Genomic DNA, 4,734 nt, shown 5'->3' with positions numbered 1-4,734 from the left:
ACATCGCCGGTGGTGGTCACGTTCACGGCCCCCGTGTCCGAATAGCCATAGATCGCCGAGGAGACGGCACCTGTTGCGGTCACATCGCCGCCGGTGATGGTGACGTCCCCGCCGGTCGAACCTGCGATCACGCCCGTCGAGAACGTGCCCGAGGTCGACACCTCGTCGAAATCAACGGTGCTGCCGCCTTCGCCCGAGATCGCCTGGATGCCGGCGGCGTTGAAGCCGGTGGTGGCAACGGTGGTGGCGGTTACCGCGGCACTGCCGTTATAGGCGGTGGCGTAGATCCCTTGCGCGCCGTCGCCGCTGGTGTTGACGGCGCCAGTGGTGGTGACGCTGACATTGCCGGTGTCGCTGTTGGCGGCGACGGCAATGGCATTGTTGCCGGTAGTGGTGACGGGGCCGGTGGTGACGATCACGTCGCCTGCGGCCGCACTGGCGTTGACGCCCCGTGCCCCAAGACCGGCAGTGCTGATCGAACCAGATGTCACCGAGACATTGCCGGTTCCCGCCGCAGTGGCAGTGATGCCGGTGGAATTGGGGAGGAAGAAGAAGCTGCTGCCGTCGAGGCCGGCGGTGATCACGTCGCCGGTGACGACGGTGACGTCACCATCGAGGCCGCCGATCGCGCGGACACCCCCGGCAAGCGAACCAGAGGTCGAAATGTCTCCGATCGATACCGAAACAGGTCCGCCAGTGCTCGTGAGTTCCACTGCGTTAGCATTCGCGCCAGAGGTTGTGACTGACGCGCTGCCGCCGTTGAGCGCAATCGCTTCGGCCCCCGAGGTGCTGACGAGGACTCCTCGGGTACCGGCTCCGGTCGTTGAAATCGAAACATCGTCATCCAGCTGGACGACCAAGCCATCGGCTTGTGCAGGATATGAAATCCCGGAAGCATAGAGATTGCCCGAGGCGCAAATGACGGTGCCGCCGCCTGCGACGGGGACCCCGCATTCATTGTCCGCGAAAGCCGGACTTGAAAAGCCGACCAAGCCCATTGCAATCGGCGCAAGAGCGCTACCGAGCCTGAGGCGAGCGCCGACGGACGCTGACGCGCCGCGTTGTGCAGCTATCGAAGTCATGAACTACTCCCTGAGCGAAACCCTTTTGTCGCATCGCGTAACTGTTGCGCGGTTCCGCCGACGCTCAGCACCACTCGCCCGATTTTTCGGTCAAGCAATTGTGAGACTTCCCGCGCGGCCTTTCGATCCCAAGTGAATTGATAATAAATAAAATATCGGTTTGAAACTTACAGTCCCATGTGACGTTCGCGCGCGGTAGCGCATCAACCAGGAGGGCACTTCCGGATTTTTCGGCACCCAAACCGCCGAATATCAGGCCATCCACGTCCAGCAGGGCCGGGCGAGACAAGAATCCGGCAGCCAGCCCCGGGCTGGCCATCACCGCGAGCACGCCGATGGCCCACTTGCAAATGCTCCAGGGCGCTTGCCGAAGACCGGTGATGGGGCCTCGCCAAGTCGGTAGATGGTAGCCTCGCCGGGACCATGCGGATGGAGCGCATCCGATCCGCACCGCCACCACCGCGGCGATTACGTTACGTCTTCCACCTGCGCGAGATAGGCACCGTAACCCTGCGCCTCCATATCGTCGCGGTGGACAAAGCGCAGGGACGCCGAATTGATGCAATAGCGCAGGCCACCGCGATCGAGGGGACCGTCTTCGAAGACATGGCCCAGGTGACTGTCGCCATGGGTGGAACGGACCTCAACCCGGACCATGCCATGACTGGCATCGCTCAGTTCGGCAACATTGCCGGCATCGATGGGCTTGGTGAAGCTGGGCCAGCCGCACCCGGATTCGTATTTGTCGGCGCTGGCGAACAGGGGCTCACCCGATACTACGTCCACATAGATGCCGGGCTCCTTGTGCTTCTCATAAATGCCCGTGCCCGGCCTTTCGGTGCCATTCTGCTGGGTTACACGAAATTGCTCGGGGGTAAGCCGGCCGATAGCTTCATCGGTCTTGCGATAGTCTGTCATAGCGCACCTCCGTTCGCGGCACGATATGGGGCGCAAGCGGAAAATTTGCCAGTTGCACCATGGGTTGCACCGCCGGAAAAGCTGGCAAGTCGCGCAAACTCGGATAGGTTGCGGGCGATGGCTGATCCCGAAGAGAACAATGGAAGGGAGCGACTGGTGTCCGCTCTCGCGCGCGTCGCGGCCGGGGATCAGGCCGCGTTGCGGGACGTCTACGATGCGACGTCCACGAAGCTATTCGGCGTTTGCCTGCGTATCTGTCAGGATCGCGAAGCCGCCGAGGATGTCTTGCAACAAGTCTATATCAAAATCTGGCACCGCGCGGGGCGGTTCGACAGCCACCGGGCCAGCCCGATTACCTGGCTTTGCGCGATCGCGCGCAACGCCGCGATCGACTGGCGGCGCGCCAACGGAACCGTCCATCTTCCCGAGAGGGCAGCCGCCGCGGTGGCCGACACCAGTCCGCTCGCGCCTGAACTGATCGAAGGCGCACAGCAGCGGGCCCGGATATTCGACTGCCTCGAAATGCTGGAAGATCGTCCGCGCAGTGCTATCCGGGCAGCCTTCTTCGATGGCTTGACGTATAGCGAGTTGGCCGATGCGATGACGGTTCCGCTCGGGACTCTCAAAAGCTGGGTCCGACGGGGTTTGGTCCAGTTGCGCGGATGTCTGGGCGATGACTGATCCATCAGGCTCGGAAGAGCGCGACGTGCTGGCGGGTGAACTTGCGCTGGGTATTCTGGACGGTGAGGATCGCGCGCGCGCGAACCGGCTGCGCCTGTCCGATCCGGCGTTTGCCGCAGACGTCGCTGCATGGAACCAGCGCCTATCGCCGCTTGGCATGGGCTTCGGGGAACAGCCTTCACCGGCGCTTTGGCCCGCGATCCAGCATCGGCTGGGGGCGAGCGACGCCACCCGATTGGAGCGGGGACTCCGGCGCTGGCGCCTGGGCGCGATAGCCGGCGGCGTATTGGCGGCATCGCTGGCCGCCATCATCGTCCTGCGCCCAACACCTGCGCCGGTAGAGATCGTGCGCGAGCCGGAACGGGTGGCCGTCGCGCAACTGGGCGCCGAAGGTACGCCGGCTCTCTTTGCGGTTAACTACGACCCGGCGGGCGGCCTCTTGCGCATCCGCGCGATGCGTCTGCCCGGCAGTGCTCTGGCGCCGGAACTCTGGGTGATCCCGGCTGACGGCGTGCCGCGCTCGCTCGGTCTGGTGGCACCTTCCGGCGTCAGCAAGGTCGCCGTGTCCGCAGAGCATCGGAGCCTGTTGCAGGAAGGGGCGACCCTGGCGATCACGCTCGAACCGCGCGATGGAGCGCCGCATGACGCACCGAGCAGCACACCGATCGCCGCAGGAAAAATTTCGACGATCTGAACCGGCGATGCATCCGCCGCAAACCTTGCGCCGTAGCTCTTCGCGAACCCCGCATTTCGGGGTCGTCGGAGAAGGAAGCCAGGATGCCAAACTTCAAGAAGATCGGTCTCGTCGTCGCAGGGTCCGCCCTGCTCGCTACCGGTGCCTTCGCGGCCACGAAGCATTTCCCGATGGTCGGCGGGGCGGAGATGTATCCGACCAAGACCATCGTCGAGAACGCAATGAACTCGAAGGACCACACCACTCTCGTCGCAGCCGTAAAGGCAGCGGGATTGGTCGAAACGCTGTCGGGCCCCGGTCCGTTCACGGTCTTCGCACCGACCAACGAAGCCTTCGCAAAGCTCCCCGCAGGCACGGTCGAAACACTGGTCAAGCCCGAGAACAAGGCCAAGCTGACCTCGATCCTCACCTATCACGTCGTCGAGGGCAAGATGAGCGCCGCGATGCTCGCCAAGAACGCCGGCATGCACAAGGGCAAGGCGATGCTCACCACGGTCCAGGGCGAGCAGCTCACCGTCACCAAGGGCCCCGATGGTAGCTGGTGGGTGGTCGATGCCAAGGGCGGCAAGGCCAAGATCACGATCGCCGACGTCAACCAGTCCAACGGCGTAATCCACGTCATCGACGGCGTGCTGATGCCCTGATGTCTATCGGCCGGCGCGTTCCCCCATGGGCCCGCCGCGCTGCGTGCCTGCCGACGTCTTCCACCCCGCTGACGACGGCAGGCACATATCCAGACAGGCGTCGCGCATTACCCGACCACACGATCACAATTGGCTAGGGTGAAAGCGGGACAGGATCGCAGGTCGCAAAATTGTTATTGAATATCTCCACGGCGTGAAGGAGGTTGGCGGGACGACTTGGCAGATTTGCGCATCCGAGACATGCGTCTGTGAATAACGTGTGTGCAGGCGCCGGATGAAGCTGGCGCTAACGAGGTCCGGCACGTTGTCACGCGCTCTCGCCTGTCCGGGCTCTCGATGTAGCATCCGGCTGCGGGCCAGTAGGGGAGTTTGCAGCGTCGCCCCCATTCCACAAAGCACCAGCGCGAAAGCGTCGGCCCTCGCAAAGGGCCGAGCGTGTCGCGCGGGGCCTGAAAGTCACGCTCTATGCCCTCAACGACATCGTCGTCGCCCGCGGCTTCGATGCGCCGACGGGGTCACCCCGAAGTCCTGCGGCAGCGATCATGGCCGCCGCTATGCGCTCGATAGAAGGCGTGAATCTGTTCGGCGACCTGAGCGAACCGATCGATGGCGCGCACGATCCCTGTTCGCCGAATGGTGGCGCGTCCCCGATCACGCCACCTCTGAGAGGCGCTTATGACCCGCTGCGCGATGCCATAGGCGCATGTCCATGCTG

At 63.8% G+C, this 4,734-nt stretch carries 5 protein-coding genes and 1 pseudogene; 3 read left to right on the top strand and 3 right to left on the bottom strand.

The genetic code is table 11. From position 1 onward, the window contains the following. The 3 genes and pseudogenes from VMR39_RS15005 to msrB all read right to left on the bottom strand — a co-directional run. A pseudogene (locus tag VMR39_RS15005) lies at positions 1 to 713 on the bottom strand (hypothetical protein); the annotation flags it as partial. A gap of 433 nt (positions 714 to 1,146) precedes the next feature. Then, complete coding sequence (locus tag VMR39_RS15000) at positions 1,147 to 1,413, bottom strand: hypothetical protein (protein WP_325416768.1); 267 nt, start codon at positions 1,411 to 1,413, stop codon at positions 1,147 to 1,149. A 137-nt stretch (positions 1,414 to 1,550) separates the two neighbouring features. Further along, positions 1,551 to 2,000, bottom strand: coding sequence for a peptide-methionine (R)-S-oxide reductase MsrB (gene msrB / locus VMR39_RS14995; protein ID WP_325416767.1), 450 nt, complete (start codon positions 1,998 to 2,000; stop codon positions 1,551 to 1,553). A 117-nt stretch (positions 2,001 to 2,117) separates the two neighbouring features. On the opposite strand from msrB, the gene VMR39_RS14990 reads away from it, so the two are divergent. The 3 genes from VMR39_RS14990 to VMR39_RS14980 all read left to right on the top strand — a co-directional run bounded on the left by VMR39_RS14990 (position 2,118) and on the right by VMR39_RS14980 (position 4,019). Continuing rightward, entirely contained in the window at positions 2,118 to 2,681 is a 564-nt protein-coding gene (locus VMR39_RS14990) for a sigma-70 family RNA polymerase sigma factor (protein WP_325416766.1), read from the top strand. Beyond that, complete coding sequence (locus VMR39_RS14985) at positions 2,674 to 3,375, top strand: anti-sigma factor (RefSeq protein ID WP_325416765.1); 702 nt, start codon at positions 2,674 to 2,676, stop codon at positions 3,373 to 3,375. Before VMR39_RS14990 ends, VMR39_RS14985 begins: the two co-directional genes overlap by 8 nt. Positions 3,376 to 3,458: 83 nt before the next feature. Further along, positions 3,459 to 4,019: a fasciclin domain-containing protein gene (locus tag VMR39_RS14980; RefSeq protein WP_325416764.1), complete on the top strand. Its 561-nt coding sequence runs from the start codon at positions 3,459 to 3,461 to the stop codon at positions 4,017 to 4,019. The last annotated feature ends 715 nt before the right edge of the window (positions 4,020 to 4,734 follow it).

Origin of the sequence: Sphingobium sp. (genome assembly GCF_035511395.1) — a bacterium.
GTDB lineage: Bacteria > Pseudomonadota > Alphaproteobacteria > Sphingomonadales > Sphingomonadaceae > Sphingobium.
Note: the sequence above shows the minus strand (reverse complement) of the source record. Positions and strands in the feature narration are given on the sequence as shown.

Coding starts and splice junctions, on each gene's coding strand:
- VMR39_RS14980 (WP_325416764.1), top strand. CDS start 3,459: ATGCCAAACTTCAAGAAGATCGGTCTCGTCGTCGCAGGGTCCGCCCTG.
- msrB (WP_325416767.1), bottom strand. CDS start 2,000: ATGACAGACTATCGCAAGACCGATGAAGCTATCGGCCGGCTTACCCCC.
- VMR39_RS14985 (WP_325416765.1), top strand. CDS start 2,674: ATGACTGATCCATCAGGCTCGGAAGAGCGCGACGTGCTGGCGGGTGAA.
- VMR39_RS14990 (WP_325416766.1), top strand. CDS start 2,118: ATGGCTGATCCCGAAGAGAACAATGGAAGGGAGCGACTGGTGTCCGCT.